22 protein-coding genes and 1 pseudogene are annotated in these 17,398 nt (G+C 64.1%); 10 read left to right on the plus strand and 13 right to left on the minus strand.

All coding sequences use genetic code 11. From position 1 onward, the window contains the following. The coding region (locus tag D3272_RS26205) for a type II toxin-antitoxin system HicA family toxin (RefSeq protein ID WP_245496803.1) at nucleotides 1-275 on the plus strand (275 nt) is incomplete at its 5' end. Between the two features lie 238 nt (nucleotides 276-513). Here the strand turns inward: D3272_RS26205 and D3272_RS26210 are convergent. The 10 genes from D3272_RS26210 to D3272_RS26250 all read right to left on the minus strand — a co-directional run bounded on the left by D3272_RS26210 (nucleotide 514) and on the right by D3272_RS26250 (nucleotide 9,683). Further along, nucleotides 514-792 (minus strand): DUF6894 family protein, encoded by a 279-nt coding sequence (locus D3272_RS26210; RefSeq protein WP_129222182.1) that lies wholly within the window; start codon nucleotides 790-792, stop codon nucleotides 514-516. Nucleotides 793-893: 101 nt separating this feature from the next. Further along, on the minus strand, nucleotides 894-1,064 hold the full coding sequence (locus D3272_RS27595) for a hypothetical protein (protein ID WP_165361547.1): 171 nt from the start codon (nucleotides 1,062-1,064) through the stop codon (nucleotides 894-896). Nucleotides 1,065-2,687: 1,623 nt separating this feature from the next. Continuing rightward, nucleotides 2,688-2,942 carry a hypothetical protein gene (locus D3272_RS26215; RefSeq protein WP_129222183.1) on the minus strand — a complete coding sequence of 85 codons (255 nt, stop codon included), beginning with the start codon at nucleotides 2,940-2,942 and terminating at the stop codon, nucleotides 2,688-2,690. Between the two features lie 238 nt (nucleotides 2,943-3,180). Further along, a complete protein-coding gene (locus D3272_RS26220) occupies nucleotides 3,181-3,783 on the minus strand; it encodes a hypothetical protein (protein ID WP_129222184.1) in 603 nt (200 codons plus the stop codon). 336 nt (nucleotides 3,784-4,119) lie between these two features. Continuing rightward, nucleotides 4,120-4,611, minus strand: coding sequence for a RuvC family protein (locus tag D3272_RS26225; RefSeq protein WP_129222185.1), 492 nt, complete (start codon nucleotides 4,609-4,611; stop codon nucleotides 4,120-4,122). Nucleotides 4,612-5,145: 534 nt separating this feature from the next. Then, a complete protein-coding gene (locus D3272_RS26230) occupies nucleotides 5,146-7,344 on the minus strand; it encodes an AAA family ATPase (RefSeq protein ID WP_245496804.1) in 2,199 nt (732 codons plus the stop codon). Nucleotides 7,345-7,810: 466 nt separating this feature from the next. After that, entirely contained in the window at nucleotides 7,811-8,029 is a 219-nt protein-coding gene (locus tag D3272_RS26235; RefSeq protein WP_129222186.1) for a hypothetical protein, read from the minus strand. Continuing rightward, on the minus strand, nucleotides 8,026-8,262 hold the full coding sequence (locus D3272_RS26240) for a hypothetical protein (RefSeq protein ID WP_129222187.1): 237 nt from the start codon (nucleotides 8,260-8,262) through the stop codon (nucleotides 8,026-8,028). The genes D3272_RS26235 and D3272_RS26240 overlap by 4 nt, the downstream gene beginning before the upstream one ends. Before the next feature lie 211 nt (nucleotides 8,263-8,473). Continuing rightward, a complete protein-coding gene (locus D3272_RS26245; RefSeq protein ID WP_129222188.1) occupies nucleotides 8,474-8,686 on the minus strand; it encodes a helix-turn-helix transcriptional regulator in 213 nt (70 codons plus the stop codon). A 109-nt stretch (nucleotides 8,687-8,795) separates the two neighbouring features. Continuing rightward, a complete protein-coding gene (locus tag D3272_RS26250; protein ID WP_129222189.1) occupies nucleotides 8,796-9,683 on the minus strand; it encodes a hypothetical protein in 888 nt (295 codons plus the stop codon). 602 nt (nucleotides 9,684-10,285) lie between these two features. On the opposite strand from D3272_RS26250, the gene D3272_RS26255 reads away from it, so the two are divergent. From D3272_RS26255 to D3272_RS26270, 4 genes are all read left to right on the plus strand, one after another. After that, nucleotides 10,286-10,876 (plus strand): hypothetical protein, encoded by a 591-nt coding sequence (locus D3272_RS26255; protein ID WP_129222190.1) that lies wholly within the window; start codon nucleotides 10,286-10,288, stop codon nucleotides 10,874-10,876. 147 nt (nucleotides 10,877-11,023) lie between these two features. Then, nucleotides 11,024-11,233: a cold-shock protein gene (locus D3272_RS26260; RefSeq protein WP_129222191.1), complete on the plus strand. Its 210-nt coding sequence runs from the start codon at nucleotides 11,024-11,026 to the stop codon at nucleotides 11,231-11,233. Nucleotides 11,234-11,386: 153 nt separating this feature from the next. After that, a complete protein-coding gene (locus D3272_RS26265; protein WP_129222192.1) occupies nucleotides 11,387-11,626 on the plus strand; it encodes a hypothetical protein in 240 nt (79 codons plus the stop codon). A gap of 510 nt (nucleotides 11,627-12,136) precedes the next feature. Then, entirely contained in the window at nucleotides 12,137-12,361 is a 225-nt protein-coding gene (locus D3272_RS26270; protein ID WP_129222193.1) for a DUF6894 family protein, read from the plus strand. 174 nt (nucleotides 12,362-12,535) lie between these two features. Here D3272_RS26270 and D3272_RS26275 read toward each other — a convergent pair whose 3' ends face one another. The 3 genes from D3272_RS26275 to D3272_RS26285 form a co-directional block, all read right to left on the minus strand. Further along, complete coding sequence (locus D3272_RS26275) at nucleotides 12,536-12,760, minus strand: hypothetical protein (protein WP_129222194.1); 225 nt, start codon at nucleotides 12,758-12,760, stop codon at nucleotides 12,536-12,538. 849 nt (nucleotides 12,761-13,609) lie between these two features. Then, nucleotides 13,610-13,870, minus strand: a complete 261-nt coding sequence (locus tag D3272_RS26280; protein WP_129222195.1) for a hypothetical protein — start codon at nucleotides 13,868-13,870, stop codon at nucleotides 13,610-13,612. Between the two features lie 145 nt (nucleotides 13,871-14,015). After that, nucleotides 14,016-14,345 (minus strand): hypothetical protein, encoded by a 330-nt coding sequence (locus D3272_RS26285; RefSeq protein ID WP_129222196.1) that lies wholly within the window; start codon nucleotides 14,343-14,345, stop codon nucleotides 14,016-14,018. A gap of 91 nt (nucleotides 14,346-14,436) precedes the next feature. Between D3272_RS26285 and D3272_RS26290 the strand changes: the two are divergent. The 5 genes and pseudogenes from D3272_RS26290 to D3272_RS26310 all read left to right on the plus strand — a co-directional run. Further along, nucleotides 14,437-14,664, plus strand: a pseudogene (locus D3272_RS26290) (helix-turn-helix domain-containing protein); the annotation flags it as partial. Nucleotides 14,665-14,672: 8 nt separating this feature from the next. Continuing rightward, nucleotides 14,673-15,800 (plus strand): glycoside hydrolase family 1 protein, encoded by a 1,128-nt coding sequence (locus D3272_RS26295; protein WP_129222198.1) that lies wholly within the window; start codon nucleotides 14,673-14,675, stop codon nucleotides 15,798-15,800. After that, nucleotides 15,797-16,039: a transcriptional regulator gene (locus D3272_RS26300; RefSeq protein WP_129222199.1), complete on the plus strand. Its 243-nt coding sequence runs from the start codon at nucleotides 15,797-15,799 to the stop codon at nucleotides 16,037-16,039. The genes D3272_RS26295 and D3272_RS26300 overlap by 4 nt, the downstream gene beginning before the upstream one ends. Next, entirely contained in the window at nucleotides 16,036-16,218 is a 183-nt protein-coding gene (locus tag D3272_RS26305; RefSeq protein ID WP_165361548.1) for a hypothetical protein, read from the plus strand. Before D3272_RS26300 ends, D3272_RS26305 begins: the two co-directional genes overlap by 4 nt. 108 nt (nucleotides 16,219-16,326) lie before the next feature. Next, nucleotides 16,327-17,103: a bestrophin-like domain gene (locus D3272_RS26310; protein ID WP_129222201.1), complete on the plus strand. Its 777-nt coding sequence runs from the start codon at nucleotides 16,327-16,329 to the stop codon at nucleotides 17,101-17,103. The last annotated feature ends 295 nt before the right edge of the window (nucleotides 17,104-17,398 follow it).

Genomic DNA, 17,398 nt, shown 5'->3' on the forward strand with positions numbered 1-17,398 from the left:
CAGGGACTGAAGGGTCACGGCCGCGAGGCCCGCTTCGTCATGCCTTGCCCCGTCTGATCCTCACCTATCGCGAGTTCATCGAGATCCTAAGCCGCCACGGGTTCACGCTCCACCGGCACGACGATGGTAGCCACCAACGATGGCGAGCCGAGAAGGATGGACGGCCGATCCTCGTCACCGTGGCCGCGCACGGTATGAACGACACGATCCCGCCTGGCACGTTGGCGTCGATGGTCCGCCAGAGCGAGTTGGGGTCAAGCGCCTTCCGTAAGTGAGAGGGCCAAACCGGCGCAGATGCGCCAACTTCCTCACCCGCCCGAGTTTCAGTTCAATCCGTACCGAAATGGCGAGGCGGCAGAGTTTCCGCCCAGATTGACCAGAAAGTCGGATGCAGGCGCCCCAAGGGGTTGCGATATCGCAACACCTGACTTTCCCGACATTTTGTCGGAAAACCCTCGACGGTAGGGGTGCCGATATCGGCACGCCCGACTTTCCCGGTCTTATGTAGCTGCCTCACCTACCAGCAAAATCAGGGACTTGGCTGCCTCTCAGCCCTCGTGCGGCCGGTGCCTCGATTTCCAGAATGATGACGGTGCTCAGGAGCATTCCGGTATCGTCGCTCACCTCGATCCGGAACGGAGTGCTCGACCATATCTGATCCGGGCTGTCCTTCACCGTCTCGGCGGCATACCGGATCGCCTCCAGGCGTGCGGCATTGAGGTTGGGTAGCTCGGTTCCCTCACGGTCAGGATCGAAATCGCCATCGGTGCGGTGAAAGAAGTAGCGAGGCATGATCGGTCTCTGATGTTCCTGCGCGACAACTCAGCACATCAAGAGGCAGTTCGATCCGGTTTTTCGTCACCCGCACAAGGCGAATGAATGGCTCGTTTCACCTAGCTGTGCTGCGCCGTGTAGGTCGAGTAGCCGTAGGCGTCTTGGTACACTCGAAGGCTGTAGAAGCTGGACTCGTCCGGCACCACATGCCCCTGGTACGTCGTCGTGTCCGTCACGGTGTAGGAGCCGCGGTAGGAGCCGTCGAAGTAGCTCTCACTGAACGTATTCACGGTGTGAGAGTAGCCGAACGATCCTTCTCGATCGTAGGTGCCCGATTGCGTGCTTTGCGTCGTTTCAGCGAACTTATCACCAAAGAAATATGCGCTATAACCTCGATCGTAAGTGTTGTACGAGTAACTGGAAGAGTAACTGTAGTTATTTGTGGCCGTTCCGATGCGATAGGATGTCGATATATCTGTTCCGCTCGGGCCAAATGTTGCGGCGTAATACTGCTTTCCGCCTGTGTAGGTTTCGTAACCCGAATTCACGGTTTGAAACTTGCCATATGTGCCAGCATAATAGTAGCTCTCACCGTAGTATGACAGGCCATGATGATCGGCATAGGCGCCAGGTTCTGCGCTATAATAGCCACCGCCGTAGCCACTATAATAGCTGTAGCCATATCCATAGTAGGAAGAGTACCCATACGCCGCCATGCGCTGGCTCCATCAGGACCGTGCTTGAAGAGAGGTAAGCACTCCTCAATGGCAGGGGTCAACGGGGTGCGATGGCGCAACGGGTTCTGCAAAGCCCGCGCAAGCCGAACGGAAGGAGAGTGGGGCTGGTGGCGAGCACCGAGAGGAAGCAGCAGATACCGGGTGGGACGCTGTGAGATGGCGCTTGTCGGCGTGCAGCAAGAAGAGTCGCCAATTTGGCGAAAGTTCAATGCCACGGTAGTTGTTTGAGGTCCCCGGATTTGGGGAGCGCAAAATCAACACGGTGTTGGATTTACCGCGCTCCACGGTGGAGCGGGGTGATAACGGTCGCCAAATTGGCGATGGTTTTGCCGCCCGGCTCACTACGGAGAACCCCCCCAGTGACATGGGATCCGAAGTGGTCAGGCCCACCACGAGAAATGGGGTTTGCGCCACGGTGGCGCGTGTCATGCCTCCGCAAAAATTGCGGACGCATCCTGCCGAGCCGGCCCAGGTCTTCGCAAATATTGCGAACACCATCTGCTGTGCTCTGCGACAGTGACCCTGCCACGCCGTGCAGCACGGTCCAACCGTTGGCATATGCCTACAGACGGGCGTGCCGATATCGACGCCCCTTGGTGCCACAGCCTGTGGCAGTGACTGCGCGCCACGGTGGCGCGGGGGAAATGTTGCCAAATCTGGCGACATATGCGGCCGGGGCCGTTCCCCAGATCTAGTGAGTAAAAAGGTTCGACAAAAATGGTGAACCTTCTGAGGCGCTCTACCGCAGGGCCGGAGGTTCAGTTCGCCAATTTGGCGATCTGAACGCAGCGGCAGGTTTTACCGTCGCGTCATGATACCGTGATGCACGGTCGGCGCGGGTAGAGTCGTCACTTTTGGCGACTCCACTTTCAGACATGAAGGCTCGGGTTCTCTGCCGACGTCGCGCATGCTGTCCTTGATGAGCGGGATGGTGATCGAAGGGTTGCCGCGGTCGCCGCAGAGGTGATGGGGAAAGTGCCTGTCGCTAAAACATCGGCTCAAGCTGGAGCTATGGGAGGAAAAGGCAACAAAGCTGTTTATGATGATAAACAGCTTTCGCGTGGTGGTGATCGGTCCGAGTACATTGCCTCTCGCATCAAACGCGATCGACCTGACATCGCCCAAGCTGTAGAACGCGGCGAATACCCTTCCATGCGACAAACAGGCATTCCAGCCTCAGCCCACGATGCTCTCCGGGCTGCGGACCCGTCCCATCTTCCACGTCGCTCTCAGACTCATCAGGAGTTCGATTTCCCCTTCGGCGAGAAGGCATCCCATAAAGGCGATGGCCCGGGCATCCTCAGAACGATCAATCATGCGGAACGTCGTGGCGGCCGACTCGAGATACGCCAAAGGATCCGCTACGCGGAAAGCCGCGTCGAGAAGGACTACCATCTGTGACGGCGTCATCTGGTGAGCGGGTACGGTCATGGCAGGCTCGTCCGGGGCCACGCCGGGGTCCCGACGCTCAAAGGCCCGGGATAACCGCTGTAGGGCGGCGAGGTTCGATCTCTCAAATCTGGCAGATCATCCCCTCCAACTCGCTATCGGAAAACCCGCAGTGACACGGCCCCGAAGTGGTCAGCGCCCACCACGAGGGCCGAGGTTTGCGCCACGGTGGCGCGAACTCCCTGTTGCCGGGAATTCCGGCATCGACCCGTCCGCCCCCTCACGCCCTCGCCCGCGACGGCCGAGCGCGCATGTTGTTCGTAAGGTCGAGCCAAGCCCGCAGGGCGGCGATGCTGGCCGCCTCTGCGGCCATCCCACGAGCACGAAGCCGCTCATAGCGTGATTGGTGCATCCCGAGCGGCCGATCAGGGAAATGACTGAACACGTCGATCTCGCCGCCCAGCTCGCGGCGGACCCGCTGCGCCATCTCAAGCGCGCGATCTTTGGGGTTCATCCGTTGGGACTCATATCGCAGCCCGTAGGCCTCGCGCGACGCGAACCGGAGGGCGCCGGCCGGCAGATAGAGCGACTTCACCCGCCGGCCCGATATCGGGCATGTCGCCCACCACCGCCGGCCGCCGAAGGGCTGCGGCAGCGACACGAGCATCAGCCTGTCCCCCATGACAACGAGATCTCCGCGCGACAGCACCTCATAGCGCAGGCGGATCGACCCCGAGCCGCCGCAGATGTCGAGGTCGACTTCCATGCGCTCGATCGACCGGCAGAGACGACCGCCCTCGCGTCCGATGGTGGCAGTGCCCTTGCCGCTCTCGGGCATACCCTTGAACAAGCCTGCCAGATCGAGGCGGAAGGCGCCTTCCACCGTGCGAAAACGGGCCTCTCGGCCGCTGCCTAACCCGCCCATCGGGCGCCCTTTCATCGAACGAGAGTGGAAATCGGCTCAAATGAATTAGCCGTCCCGAAACCCGCGGCGGCCATTGCAAAGTGCTTGATCTCAGTGCGGGCCCGGCCTGAGGCCATTGATACGGCGCTGCTTTCAGGGCGCGGCAGAGATCGTTTGACCCCTGAAATCCGTTGATAGTTTTTCAACGCTGCGAAGCCGGCCAGCGTCTATCGGCTGTCTATTTTAGAGCGGTCCCACCCTCGCGATACGGCTTCCCGAAATTCGGCCCATCGCTATTTCTCGCTACTTTAGCGATCACCGCCCCGCCGCCTCACGCTGCAGCCCGGCAGCGCCGATAAGGGCCGCCTCTGCTCTCCCGTCGTCACGCTTCCGGGCGAATTTGTCCGCCATAGCCGGCCACCGGGCGATGGCCTTGCTGCGGGCCTCGTCCTTTCGATCGGCACCGGGTCCGATGTCGACGCGGCGTTTCCACCATGCCGGGGCCAGCATGACGACGGGCACACCGAGCGTGCCGAGCGTCCCTTCGATGATGCCCCGACTGCGGCCAAACCCGAATGCACCCACGGCACCTTCACCAGGGCGAGGCCCGACGAGTTCGCAGAAGGCCTGCCCCGCACCCCAGGCCCGCACCCGAGCTGCGAGGAGCGGCGCGTTGATCGCCCTCCTACCGGCAGCGCCATCTGCCAGGACCGGCATGTCGTCGAGGTCGACGAGCGCCCCGTCCGACGTCAGCAGCGCCAAGGCACCGCCGAGGCCCGGATCAATTCCAATGACGAGCGCGCTCATGCTGCTTTCCCTTCCGCTTGCGGCCCGTATCCGGCGCTCCGCATGATGTCGTCGACCAAGGCTGTCCGCCGCCGGCTGTAGGTGTCGTGACATTCCCCGCCGTGGAGCCAGAGGTGGCCACCGCCCTTTGCCTGCATGACCGCGACTTCCGGCTGGGTCCCGTCGAGGGGTTCACCGCAGGCGTGGCACCTGCCGGGATGAGCCTGGTGCTCGACTAATGCAGGGGCATTTCGGATCTTGCCTGCCGTGATGGCGATGGCGTCCCGAAGGGCTCCAGACCCACTTCGGCCGAGGTCTTTCAGGGTCCGCAGCTCGCGCGCCACGCCGGCACGGACATCAGCCGGAAGGATCGCCGAGACGCTCACGGAAGCTGCCCCCTGCCGCACCCCACTTGCCTACCCTCACCTTGCCGCGCCGCACCCCCCACACCCCATAAGGGGGTGGTGGTGCGGCAGCACGGCGCCCTACTTGCCGCACTTGGGTTGCCGCACCTCATCCAAGGTGCGGCAGCTTGAGCGTAGCAATCAAAGGGCATCAGTCGGTTGCCCATTCGCCGACCTCCACGAAGGTGCGGATTTCCCGCTTTGCATCCGGCTTATCGACCAGCTTGAGCGCGCCGGTTTTAATCCAGACCGACAGCAGCCCTTTGATTTTCGAGCGGTCGGTCGGTCTCTCCGCGTCGAGGCCCATGGCAGCTGCAACGGCGTGCCCCACCCAGCGACTGCGGGTCTGGATGTTCTCTCGCCATTCGCCTCGGCTGATTTCCAACTGAACCTTGCGAAGATCCGCGACCTTCACACCTTCCAAGGCGTCCGGCCACGTCCATGACGTCGCCACCGCGACCTGGTCGCCATCATCAAAGGGGATGCCGGGCGTACCGTTGCCCAGCGGCACGCTGCGTAGGTTGAACCACTCCGCCTTCTCGGGCGGGGCTAGGTTGCCCTTGCCGTTCTCGGCCCGGAAATACAGCCGGGCCTCACTGACACCCGCGCGCTCGGCCTCATCCTTCGACATGCGATTGAGAGCCCGTGCCGATCGACAGGCTGCCAGCAGGGACACGGCACCACGGCCGTCCTCGACCGTGACCTCGGCGCCGTTGGTTTTGCGGACGTGGTGGATGAGGTCGAAGGCGCAGTCGCATTCGTCCGCGATCTCGGCGAACGCCGTGCAGACCATGTCCACCGCGCCGTTGTCGTTTTCGGGGACCTGATGGGCCTTCACCAACGGGTCAATCACGATCACGTCGGCTCCCTTGGCCCGGATCTCGGCCTTGAGGGCGTCGACCACCGGCTGGGCCACCATCGTGCCGGCCTTCGTCGTCGAGGCGATGACCACCTTCGTGTCGCGCCCCGAGTTGAGGAACAGCCGACCATTCAATTCGTCGGGGTGGATGTTGAAGTGGAGCAGGACGGCCAGGACCCGGCGCTCAAGCTCCTCAAGCGGGTCTTCCAGATTGATAATCCAGACCGTCAGGGGCTCCGCGACTTGCGTCCCCAGCAGGGGGCGCCCGGTCGCCATGGCGATGGCCTCGACGAGCTGCAGGGACGACTTCCCAACGCCGCCGGGCGCCACGGTGCACGACAGGAATTTGCGGACGAGGTGCTTCCCGTAGAGCCATTGGCGGCGCGGAAAAGTCGAAGGATCGCGCCACACGAACGGCCGCGCTGTGATGCTGTACGGCGGCGGGGCGGAGGCGTTCGCCCGCGGATCGTTGAAGGCTTCGCCAGATCCTGTCTCAGGCTGCTTGTCGTCGTCCGCAGGCGCCCGCCAAGTCGTGGGGTTGATCCGCTCTGCCCGGTCCAGCAGGTCGTCGTCCTGCCCGCCCTGGTCGAAGAAGTCCGACACGTCGCCGCCTTCCGGCAGGTCCGGGAACCGCACCACCTTGACCGTGCCGGCCCCGGCTTGGAGCGCAGCTTCGACTTTGCGCGAGACTGCCTTCTCTCCCGGTACGTCATTGTCGCCCATGATGACGACGTGATGCCCTTCGAGCAGGCCGGCGAGGTCGGGACAGTCGCTCGTTCCGCCGAACGTGAATGCCAACCAGCCCCGCGCCACCAAGGCGTCGGCATCCTTCTCACCCTCGGGCCATGCGATCATCTCGCCGCGGCGCTCCGGGTCGAAGGGGTTGGGCGCGCCGGCGGGCACATAGGGCGCGTCGATCCAGCTCGCCGGTTTCTTGGCTTGCCAGCCCACCGCGCCGTCGCTCGGCCGGCGGACCTTGAACCAATTGGTGAACCGGCCCTGTTGGTTTTTGGTCTTCACGCGCACGGGCGCACCGTCCCGTGTGTAGACATGACGCCTCACCTCGTCGTCGAACCGCCTGGGCTCTGCCTGACCGAGGCTGATGAACTTCGGCCGCCCCTCCTCGTCGAGTTCGGTCCAGTCCGGCAGGTCGACACCTGAAAGCTGAGGTTTCGGCCGCAGGATGTGAACCGTTGCGCGCGGGGGCTCGCCAGCGCCAAGGTCGCGAGGCTGACGCAAGCCGGCATCGAGCCCAGATCGCATGGAAGCCCGCACGGCGGCGGGACCATCCTTCCGCACGATGCCGGAAGCCTCGGCCGCAGCCATGATCCGGTGCTCGACCTCGCCACGGCTCAGGTATCCGCCGGGGATGAACTGCCCGAGGGCGAACCCGGAGCGATTGACCTGGTCGTTGCGCCCCTGCCCCGTCGAGGACAGTGTCGCACACTCAGCGTCCAGGGCTCGGCGAGCGTAGGCGAAGGGGTCGCGCATCCCGTCAGTCTGACCCGCTAGGCCCATGCTGAATTCCCCCCGACCTTCACCATGAGACGTTCGATGACTTCGTGTTGCCGGGCAGAGAGACGGGGCCGGCTGCCCTGCAGAGCTTTGATGATTGAGGCGCAAAACTCGGCTTCCCAATCCGACAGCGCGCCCCGCGCAGAAGCCCGGCTCAAGGCGTCGATGACCTGGCGCCGCCGGGTCGCAGTGAGTTCGACACTGCCGGGGCTCGACGTCCGAGGAGCACGAGGGCGCCGGACGGGTGCTGCCTCACGGTAGAGGACCATCGGTGCGGGCGGGTGCTCGACCACGTCCGCCAAGTCGTTGATGTCTAGGCCGACGCCGCCGAGAGCCCTGCTAAGGGCGCGGGCGGCATTCAACGCTTCACCATCCGCCGGGCTGGCCAGCATCCGCAGCAGGGCCCCGACCTTCGGCAAGATGGTCGGGGGGAGCGAGGCCATCACGCCCGGCCTCCATCGGCCAGAACCTGCACGCGGCATTTGCCGATCTTGAAAGCCTCGTTGCCAGCCAGCAGGCGAGCCGCAGCAAGGTCAGACCGCACCCCGAGCGGCTTCCGCCCGCCCTCAGGCGGGAGGTAGGCAATCGCAAACCCTTCCTGGCAGGGCTGGATAATGACGAGGCGGAAGGCGCGGGGGATCGGGATGATTTCGGCGCTCATGTGAACGCCTCCACGATTTCAGCGCGCATGCCGCCCGTGCCGTCGCCAAACAGAAGGCGCCACCCGTCGTCACGCATCGCGGAAATGTAGTCGTAGAGGTGCGGGACACACGCGAGGTGGCGGGTCCCGATCAGCGAGCACTCTTCGTCGAAGAGGTCGCGCCGCCAATTCCCATGGTCATAAGAGACCACAAGGGTGGCCCCGTGGGGCCGGAACTTGAGGACGGCGCCCATCAGCGGCACCCCCCGAAAGCGTTGGCCGATGCGACCGCCGCCGCCATCGACACGGATAGGCCAGTCCGACGTGCGAGCCAGAAAACGGCTTGCGGTGTCTGGATTTCCTGGTGAATTTCGCTATTGTCGAGATCGCTTCCGGCCAGGAAAGCAACGTCTCTGAGGGGCGCCTTCGCGAGGGGCGCCCCTTTCGATTTACGGGTCATGAGCCTTACGCGGCCTCCTTTTCGGGAAGCATCTTCGTGCTTGGATCGACGCTCCGCGTGTCGGCCCAGCTATCGAGGTCCGCCAGATCGTAGACGACAATAGATCCGAGCTTGCTGTAGCGGGGACCAACCCCACGATGCCGATAGGCGATCAGCGTAGCCGGTTTGAGCTTCAAGTGTTCCGCGGCGTCGAGCGTCCGCAGCCAATGGCGATGCATGACGATGTTCCCATGTCGCCCCGCTTCATTGCGGTGCGATATGGCTATATCGGCTTATATGTCAGAAACCGTCTAGGTTGAATAAAACCGCAAATACCGCCGGCGGTATTTATTGCTTCGGTGGTATTTTGAGGCTGCTCGGTGGACGGCCGCGACCCTTGTTGTCGTGGTAAAATTCCCAGGCTGTGGTTGCCTGTTTTCTTGTGACGCGGCAGGCAGCCACTCTGCCCAGCTCTTCCCAAAAAGGGTATCGCCGATTGCCCTTGCGTTTTTCGAAGGTAAGGCCGCCACAGATAGCTGACGGAGAGCTTGCAATTGCATTCAGCCGCTCCTGTTCCGTCGGCGGAGGCGTCAGCAGCGGCACATCGTCGGCAACCGCGTCCTCCGCTATCTCCCGGAAGGTAGCGTCTATCGGCTCCACGACTGGCGTCGGCGCGTCCTCCACCACGCCTACAGCCCCGTCCGGCATCCATCCGTCGAGGGCCGGCCAAAGCCGCATCACGACCGCGCGGGGCAGTGTGACGCCTTCGTAGCGCGGTGTGCCGAGCATCAGCAGATGGTCGAACTCGATTACCTCGTGGTGTTGGTTCGTCTCCCACGCGAGCCGGGGCCACTCGCCCGCGCCGATCGCCATCACATCGCCGCCCCGCACGGCCTCGGCCGATAGCTTGTCGGCCTCCAGCGCGTTGCGGAGATCTAACTCGGCCGCTGGCAACAGCACGAGACGCTCCGGCCGCGCGTTAAATGCGCTCTCGCGCCAGATGCGACCACGCCATGCTCGAAAGGCTGCCACGCCCGACGAGGTGCCCTCGAAAGTCCGCCATGCAATCCAGGCGCAGGCGGTCGGCCACGTCCACGACACGCGCAGCAGCGCGGCCCTGTCCTCGTCGCGCGTCAGATTGTAGGAAAAGTTCCACTCCTGGAGCGCGGCGACTTCGACGTCGTAGGGCGGATGCCGTTGCGACGACGGGTGGTGATCCTCAAAGACCAAATCCACCCACCCTTTAAGAGTAGGCGCGTGGACGGCTCGGCGCTTTCCGCATTGCTCCATGATCGGCTCCCCAGCCGATCCCCGAAGGTGGCCGCGCCAGGAGGTCGGGGAAACCTCCGTTCGCCCCGTCGGGCTAGGCGCGACCGTTTCAACGACCACCGCGAGCGCGTCAGCCGATCTCTTCAACGTAGTGCTGCAACAGCGGCGAGGCGAGCGCGTCACCCCCGCCGCCCCATCAGCGCCCGCCGCCGGGCCTCACAACGCCGCAATGCCGCATCCCGCCGGCCCAGGGCCTTGAGGATGTCGACCCTGGCCAGCACGAGCAGGAACCGCGCTCGGTCGGCCGCCAACGCCGCCACGGCCAGCACGATGGACGGCGCCCACCAGAGGACCGCGGCGTCTTGGGAGCGATCCCGAAGCGCTGCACCTTGAGCCCGGCGAGTGTCGCGGACGAGGTCGGCTTGCCTCCTTCCGTCGCCACAAAACGTAGCTGGGCGGCAATTTTCAGCAACCATGACGGGATTTTCTCTGTTGCCACACCGTTTTGCAACGCGGCCCGTGGTAGAATCAGTGATCGTGAGCTTCCCGCGCCTGGAGAGAGAAGTCGCATGGATGCGCGTGAGCACTTCCTCAGCCACTTCGAGCCGAACGGTGATGATTTCACCTATCGAGTTAATCCTGACGCCCGCGGCGTGCTGGTCACAGCAGAGGAGCGGGACCGGATGGCCTCGATCCATGGCAGGCGTCGTCACATTGCGATCGTCCTGTCCGTCCTGAACCTGCCGCTCACGTTTTTCGTCGCACACGCCGTCTACGTGATGCCGACCATAAGCTCTTGGACAGCCACGGTAGCCTGGACTATGTTGTTGGGCGTTACTATAGCAGCGTTCGCTTGGGCTTTCGCTGGTCCGAGACGCATAGTGCGAGGTCGTCCCTACATCGATTTCGGAACATCGCCGTTTCTGATCGAGCAACGAAGACTGAAAGCTTTGCGGGAGACATCTTGGTTCAAATTGCTCAAGAGGTGGTTTTGGATCGGCCTTATCGGATTTCTTGCTTATATCCATACCAAGGACGAGGATTTCGAGCGAGTTCAAGCGGCTGGTGTGATGTTCTTTGCCCTTATGTCTTTCCTCAAAGAGGCAATCGATAAATACAGGAGCGTTCGAGGCGTCCCCCTGGAAGGAGCCGAGGGGTGACAGGAGTAAACTGAAGTGTCCATCTTGGTAGGAGACATGGGCCTCGCCTACGCGACCTATTTGACCACCCAATGCGGCATCCAACGCCCGCACGGAACGCCTACGCGCCCCGCTCGTTGTCAGCCATCGAATGATAGGACGACGACGATGGCGACCGGCACCGTGAAGTGGTTCAACCCTGAGAAGGGCTTCGGGTTTATCCAGCCCGACAACGGAGGCCAGGACGCCTTCGTGCACATCTCCGCCGTGCAGCGGGCTGGGATGAACGACCTCCAGGAGGGTCAGAAGGTCTCCTACGAACTCGTCGCCGACAAGCGCTCCGGCAAAATGTCGGCCGACAAGCTGCAGGTTGAGTGACCTCACCAAGACCGTGGCAGACGCTCCACCGACGCCGTCGACCTGCGCTCCGATGCTCGTGGCGTTGAAGCCGTTAAACATGTGTTAACCATCTTCTGATCGTATCCCTTGAGCGGTTGCAGCGATCTGCTGTGAGACCTTCGAGGGTCGGTGATGCGTGGGATCGTCGTTGGAGCCGTCTTCACACTCATCCTGTGGGTGTTCCTTGGGTGGTGTGGCGTCTGCGCCTGTCAGTGGCTGGAATACACCTCGTTTTCCCCATCTACGATCGCACTCGCTTCGTCTCTCGCCTGCATCGTTGTTGCCTCTGTCGCGGGCGTCGTGTGGGTCGCCAGCATCGGCGAGGACGACGCAATGACGGCCAGCGAACTCAGTCTCGTAACTTTCGACTGAGAGTGGTCTCGTCACGGCCGTTCACATCTGCGTTGTTCTCCTGGCGCCTCGCTGTGTCCCGACATTCTGTCAGCCGGGTCAGCATTTATCCTTCTGTTGGCTCAGGATGGCCGCGGCGCCTCGTTTCAGCCTGAAGACGCTGCGGCTATCTCGTCGCGGCTACCTTCTGCCGCTGAAACCCGCATCCGTGTTCGACGTACCTACTCCCGAGCCGCCGCCTCTCACACCCGGCGTCGGCTCGGGTGGCCGCGGCACCTTACCCTGCTCAGCGTGAGAGCCGCGGCCATTTACGCTGTCACCGACGCCTGCTGGTGGGCCCTCGCTCCCTTGGTATTCTGGCCCCGAGCCAGCCGTTGCCCGATGGTTGGCTCGGGTGACCGCAGCCTGTTCCCGTGCCCACGTGTTGGCTGCGGTCACCATTCGATTCGGTGCGGTTACAACCGAAACCATGGTTAGAGCGCCTCGTATCTCCTCCTGCACCAAGCCGGTGCGGGGCGGTCTGGAGGGACGATGCCGCGATATTTTTTCGACATCGACGACGGCAAGCGGCAGGTGCACGACGTGATCGGCATGGATTTGTCCAGCGCAGACAGAGCCATGGTCGAGGCCAGCACCCTCCTTCGCACCCTCGCAGAGATCAGGCAGATCGAGGGACGGCCAGGCACCACGATCGTCACGGTGCGGGACTGCGACGATGAGAAGATCTACGAGGGTTCGGCGCACCTGGAAGGCTGAGGCCGGCCCGTCGCGCTTGACCAGGAATAGCCGAAGCCGCCGGCCCTTCATGACGAAGCCCCGTCCAAACCGGAAAGGTAGGCCACCACGCGCTCGACGTGGTCTGGGCACGCCTCCATGGCGTCGTGCCACCGCTCCATGACGAGGCGGAAGGACTCGCCAAACCCTCGCCCGTCAGGCGATCCGATGATGTAGGTCGGGCGCCTCGAAGGGCGCGTCCTCGTCAAGGGCGTTCGCCTGGGTGTCGATGTCCAGCAGCTCGTCCGCGATGGCGACGAGCCGGCGATCGTTGGCCGACAGGACCGGTGCGGCCTGAGCGGCGGTGACGCCAGCCACGAGGTTCAGGGACGCCACTACGGAGCCCCGCAGGGCGGTCCGGCGATTGACGGGGCCGCTCATAACCGACCTCCACCGAAACCCGCCACGGAACCCGCCAGCACGTCCCGGCGTGCCTCGACGGATAGAAGCCCGAACACGTCGACCGCATCGGCCTCCTCTGGCTCCTCGATCTCGGCTACCATCGGGTCGGGCGACGGAAGCGGCACCCGCACGGGCGCCACGGACCGCGGCACGTCGGGGCGTTCCCAGGCTCGCCGGCCGGTGCGCCCGGGGCTCGGGCGGAATGGTGGTGGTAGTGGCGGGGCAAAGCTCCGCCCTTCACGCTTTCGCATGTCAAAATCTCCAGTTGATGGTGGGTGGCGGCCCCAGGATCAGGACCAGTTCGGCCGCGCCGGTCAGGTCGCGACGGGAAGGGTTATGCGGCGCTCGCCTCGCTGGTGCCGACGTTAACCGGAAGCGTGGCTATTGGAAGTGCGTGGGCGACGCGCGGAGCGAAGACGATGACCGACCAGCGGGCGTTGGCCGACGAAAGTGCCAGGACGAAGCTGCCGTTATGGCTCCAGTGCATGGTCGCGCTAGTCGGAGCGGCTTTGCTCGCGGGGCCGTCCATCGCGGTGGTGTGGTATCGCTGAGGCCAGTGCCTGCCTCGGCCGCCATCACCGCCCTGTCCCGGGCTCAAGGAGATCGGCCACCGACCGAAGCGCGGCGGCACACCGCGCCAAGAGCCTCAGGGAAGGCGCAGGAGGCTCGTCGCCGTCGAACGGCCCGAATATGGCTGCCCGACGCGCGAGGGCGTCAGACAGGCTCGGCAGGGGCGCCGGGGCAGGCATCAGGGCCCGAGTAGACGTGCGGGGTCGATCACGCAGAAGCATGGCAAAAACTCCAGTAAACTCGGAAAGGTCGGCCGCGTCAGGCGGCGGCGAGCCGCGCGGTCTCGGGCGGAAGGCGGTGTCCGGCGGCGAGGGCCGCAGCGACGTAGAAGGGTCGGTTAGCCTCGATGCGGCGGCGTTCCTGCCGGAGGTCACGAGCGAGCCGTGTTCGCAGGTCGGCCAAGGCGTCGTCGGTCAGCAGATCGAACGGGACGACAAGCGACCCGAGCTTGAGGCGATAGGAGGGGCGGTCCGCGGCCCACATGGCGAGGCCGGCGATGTGGCGGGCGCGGCGGGTCACGAATGGCACCCCTTCACGCGACGGACCTCGACGAGGCCGGGGCAGCGACGAGCCCACCACTGGCGGGAGCGGTTTGCCGACAGGCGGGTCTTGGCGGGCTTCGCCAGTCCCAGGCCGTCGAGCGTGATTGAATAGCGGCGGGACTTCACAGCACGACCTCGACCAGCTCGGCATCGGCTGTTATCAGCTCGAAGGCTCGCTTGCGGATCGCACCGGCCTCAGGGCCGCGGATCTCACGCAGGGCGCGCTGGAAGGTGTCGGAGCGGGGCGCCAGCGTGCACCACGCGGCCCCGGGCGGCAGGATCGACACGCGATCCACCTCAGGCACGCCGAGGTGGACACGGAGGTCTGCGCAGCCCTTCACGGGCGCTACGTAGTGCGGCAGGCGCACCAGAAACTCATGCTTGAAGCGGATTTCAGCCCCGGTGGGGGTGCAGGGTAACAAGTAGCTCGCCGAAGCGTGAGGAATGGTCATTGCAAGAAGCCTCCTGATGCACTAACCTTGCACCAGAAATATCGCCCTGCATTGGCGATGTCAACACCTCTGATGCAAGGTAAGCCCAAAAATGTCACTTACTGCCGCACAATGCCGGGCCGCTCGCGCCTTGGTTGGCATCTCTCAGGAGGGTTTGGCCGAAGCGTCCAAAGTGGCCAAGGCGACAATTGCAAATTTCGAAACAGGACGACGCGCACCCTACGACCGCACTCTCGACGACATGCGTGCAGCCCTCGAAGCTGCCGGCGTCGAGTTCATCCCTGAGAATGGCGGCGGAGCCGGCGTGCGGCTGCGGAAAGCCGATCTGTGATCAAGCTTGGCCCTAAACCGCCTCCCACCACTGGCGATCTCACGTTGCGCTCTTTCGCGATGGGTGGCTTCGAAGCTGCCACCATGGTGCTCGACACTGGCCGGCGTGTTGATGTGATCACGCAGAGCCGTCACGACGCCGAGGCTGATCTTGATTACCATTTGTTAGCTAGGATCGGGATTCGCACAGTGCGCGACGCCTTCCGTTGGCATCTGATCGAGCGCGTTCCCGGCCGCTATGATTGGTCGAGCGTCCTGCCGATGATCCGAGCCGCAGCCTCGGCAGGTGTCGAGGTGGTGTGGGACCTATGCCATTTCGGCCTGCCGGATGATGTCGACGCGTGGTCTCCGACTCTGCCGCAGCGCTTCGCAGATTTTGCGCGTGCCGCGGCACAACTGATGCGGCAGGAGGGTGACGGCATACCTCTTTGGTGCCCGGTCAACGAGATCAGCTACTGGGCGTTTGCGGGCGGTGAACAGGGCCATTTCGCACCTTGCGCGCGAGGCCGCGGCGCGGATTGGAAGCGCCAGCTCGTCCGCTTGAGCGTCGAAGCGTCCCGCGCGCTCCGCGATGTCGACCCCCGTGCTAGGCTGGTGCACGCCGATCCCGCCATCCACATCGTCCCGAAGCGGGATGTTGACCGTGCCGTCGCCGAAGGTCATCGGCTCTCGATGTTCGAGAGCTGGGATATGATCGCGGGTCGGCGCAACCCGGAGTTGGGGGGCTCGCCCGACCTTCTCGACGTCATTGGAATCAACTTCTACGCCGACAATCAATGGGTTCACGAGGGTCCGAAGCTGTTGCCGGGCGGGGAAGGATACCGGCCATTGCGCGACATCCTGGCCGAGATCTTCGCCCGCTACGGCCGCCCGATCATTATTACTGAAACTGGTGCCGAGGGGGATGAAGGGCCTGGTTGGCTGCGAGGCGTAGCGGTCGAGGTATCGGCGGCGCGCGCTGCGGGCGTGCCGGTGGCGGGTTGCTGCATCTACCCCGCAATGGATTATCCGGGGTGGACGGACAATCGCCATTGCCGCTGCGGCCCGATCGTAGTTGATGCAGGCTGGACCAGCCGGAATCTCGATCCTGCGTTGAGCCAAGCCGTCTCTGAGTACAGCGCATGATCCTCGTCGCTAACCAGATCCGAGAGGCACTCGCCCTGGTCGGCTGGACGCCGTTGACGCTCGCCATACGGGCCTTCCTCGCCCTCGACGACGTGAACAGGGCCCTAGACGATGCCGACATCCGGTGCCTGGGAGAACTTCATCTCGGGGCTATCCGTGAGGTTCTTGAAGCCGCAGGAGTGGCATTCAATCCTGAGAACAGGGGCGCCGCTGGTGCGCGGCCGCGGCAGATGGCGTGATGACCATCACCGGGCGCCAGATCCGCGAAGCCCACGTCCTCCTCGGGCTGCAGCGCAACGATCTGGCGGCAAAGGTGAGGATCGTTACCGCAGGAGCGATCCTGCATGCGGAGTTAGTCGCCGATCAAGGCCGTGCAGGCCGTTGCCATCCAGCCAACGCTGGAGCGCACTGGCGTTAGGTTCATTTTCGAGAACACGGGTGCCTCCCGGCGTGCGGCTGCGAAAGGCCGAACCCTGAGCGCTGACCTTCGCGTTGTGGCTTAGCCTTCTCATCGAGACCCGCCCTGGTGTTTGCCTTCGTCCAGTCACTCAGCCTGCCGTCGCTGCTCGCCTCCCTCGTCGTCGCGCTCGTCGTTGCGAGCGAAGTCGGTCACCAGCTCGGCGGCAGGTTCGGGCGCGCCCGACATCGCGATAAGGATGCCGCGACGCTCGCCACCGCCGCCTTCGCGCTCCTGGCACTCCTGATCGCCTTCACCTACTCCATGGCTCTGGCGCGCTACGACATGCGCCGCACCGTCGTACTGGATCAGGCGAACGCCCTGCGCGATGCCGCCCGGATCGCTCCTTTGCTGCCGAACGACGCTGGCGCGCCGATGCTGAGCGACCTCCGGCACGAAGCCGACCTCGCTATCGGCCTCGGCGTGCCCTACGACCCGGCGAAGTTCGATGCCGATATGGCGGACATGGCGGATGTTTCGGCCCGGGTATGGAAACGCCTCGACGATGCAGCGATCGCATCGCCTGCCTCACTCCAGGTCTACCGCATGACGGGCGCGCTGCAGGCGCTCGATGACGCCACAGAGCGGCGCGTAACGGCCCTGCGCAACCATGTCCCCATGACGGTCTACACCGTCCTGGTAGGCACTGCTCTGGTCGCGATGGGCTTCGCGGGCTATGGCGCCGGAGCTGCGGAGGCGAGCCGACGCTTCTCGGCCGCCATCATGGCTCTGTTGCTCGCCTGCGTGATCACCATGACGTTGGACCTACAACGGCCGGATCGCGGCACCGTGGAGATCCCGGTGACGCCGCTACTGGACGCCAAGCGCGCGATACCGCCGACGTGATCCCCTCCCCCGAGGCCTCGATCCTCAACGTCCTTTAGCGGCGCGGGCAGACCTCCGCTGCCGCATGATGCCAAGCGATGTCCGCGGACGCCTCGTCATGCTGGGGTCCTCGCGCCTGGTTTCGGGCCGCCAGGACAAGGCGGACGGTAAGTTCACCCGCGTCTAAGCCGTCACGGGCGAAGGCCAGCGGAGGGCGTCACCATGATCACCGCCCGCCATGTCAAACGACATCAGGAACCCATCCGGTGGCGCCACGAGAAACCCATCCACCCCCTGCTATTCTGACGCCCCGGCC

It is taken from the genome of Lichenibacterium ramalinae (assembly GCF_004137085.1).
In the GTDB taxonomy this organism is placed as follows: domain Bacteria; phylum Pseudomonadota; class Alphaproteobacteria; order Rhizobiales; family Beijerinckiaceae; genus Lichenihabitans; species Lichenihabitans ramalinae.

Coding starts and splice junctions, on each gene's coding strand:
- D3272_RS26235 (WP_129222186.1), bottom strand. CDS start 8,029: ATGAGCGCCGAAATCATCCCGATCCCCCGCGCCTTCCGCCTCGTCATT.
- D3272_RS26255 (WP_129222190.1), top strand. CDS start 10,286: ATGGATGCGCGTGAGCACTTCCTCAGCCACTTCGAGCCGAACGGTGAT.
- D3272_RS26230 (WP_245496804.1), bottom strand. CDS start 7,344: ATGCGCGACCCCTTCGCCTACGCTCGCCGAGCCCTGGACGCTGAGTGT.
- D3272_RS26210 (WP_129222182.1), bottom strand. CDS start 792: ATGCCTCGCTACTTCTTTCACCGCACCGATGGCGATTTCGATCCTGAC.
- D3272_RS26260 (WP_129222191.1), top strand. CDS start 11,024: ATGGCGACCGGCACCGTGAAGTGGTTCAACCCTGAGAAGGGCTTCGGG.
- D3272_RS26245 (WP_129222188.1), bottom strand. CDS start 8,686: ATGCATCGCCATTGGCTGCGGACGCTCGACGCCGCGGAACACTTGAAG.
- D3272_RS26285 (WP_129222196.1), bottom strand. CDS start 14,345: ATGACCATTCCTCACGCTTCGGCGAGCTACTTGTTACCCTGCACCCCC.
- D3272_RS26265 (WP_129222192.1), top strand. CDS start 11,387: ATGCGTGGGATCGTCGTTGGAGCCGTCTTCACACTCATCCTGTGGGTG.
- D3272_RS26240 (WP_129222187.1), bottom strand. CDS start 8,262: ATGGGCGCCGTCCTCAAGTTCCGGCCCCACGGGGCCACCCTTGTGGTC.
- D3272_RS26225 (WP_129222185.1), bottom strand. CDS start 4,611: ATGAGCGCGCTCGTCATTGGAATTGATCCGGGCCTCGGCGGTGCCTTG.
- D3272_RS26215 (WP_129222183.1), bottom strand. CDS start 2,942: ATGACCGTACCCGCTCACCAGATGACGCCGTCACAGATGGTAGTCCTT.
- D3272_RS26270 (WP_129222193.1), top strand. CDS start 12,137: ATGCCGCGATATTTTTTCGACATCGACGACGGCAAGCGGCAGGTGCAC.
- D3272_RS26275 (WP_129222194.1), bottom strand. CDS start 12,760: ATGAGCGGCCCCGTCAATCGCCGGACCGCCCTGCGGGGCTCCGTAGTG.
- D3272_RS26300 (WP_129222199.1), top strand. CDS start 15,797: ATGATCCTCGTCGCTAACCAGATCCGAGAGGCACTCGCCCTGGTCGGC.